Source organism: Bradyrhizobium sp. UFLA05-89, from assembly GCF_059803475.1.
On record NZ_JBANBA010000291.1, the window covers coordinates 1 to 784 of the forward strand.

The window sequence follows — 784 nt, forward strand, 5'->3', positions numbered from 1 at the left end:
GGTCGTCGGGTGAAAGGGGCGCTCAAGAAACGTGACGTTGCCCAGCATGTCGAGAAAGCGATGCGCAGTCGGATTGCGCTCCAGTCCGCCGCCCCCCGTCGTGAGCAGCACGAAGGGCATGTCCGACCAGTCTTCCTGATTGGTGAGCCAGGCACTGAGCGGCGCGAGATTAGTCGTGGCGAGCGCTTCCTCGGTGACCACGACCAAGGCGGCGCCCACATTGAGTCCCACGATTAGGGCAGGGAGGGACGGGCAGGGATCAGCAGTGAGACCCGCCTCGCGCAGGATCGCGGACGCAAGAAGAGCGTCGCGACCTCGCGGCGCGAGGACGAGAGCTCGCTCCGAGACCGTGCTGCGCTTCACGCTTCCTCCGCCTTGAGCAGGTCCGGCCCCTCGCCGACCAGCGCGGGTACGCCGGCCAGGACACCTTGGAAGTTCGTGAGCGGCGCCCCGAGGGTGATTCCGCGCCCGCCGATGCGGAACTCTCGGATCGTGTCCTCATGCGGGCCGGTCCGCTTCTTGACAACCGAAATCGCCCGGCGCACGCGGCCTAGCGCCTCGAAGTACCGCAGCAGGATCACGGTGTCGGCGAGATAGGTGACGTCTACGGGCGCCTTCATGTCGCCGACGAGCCCATGCTGGGCGACGATGAGAAACGTTGTGGCACCTCGCCTGTTTAGGTACTGCAAGAGCTCATGCATGTGGAGCACCAAGGCGTGCTCGCCACGCATGGCGGCTTGGTAACCGTTGAGGCTATCGATCACCACCGTCTGAGCGCCGTGAG

The 784-nt window shown here is 65.6% G+C and carries 1 protein-coding gene and 1 pseudogene; both read right to left on the reverse strand.

Features of this window, described 5'->3' with window-relative positions:
• A pseudogene (locus SO139_RS46320) lies at positions 1-363 on the reverse strand (hypothetical protein); the annotation flags it as partial.
• On the reverse strand, positions 360-784 hold a 425-nt coding region (locus SO139_RS46325; RefSeq protein WP_498542170.1), incomplete at its 5' end, for an ATPase domain-containing protein. The gene SO139_RS46325 and the pseudogene SO139_RS46320, both read right to left, overlap by 4 nt.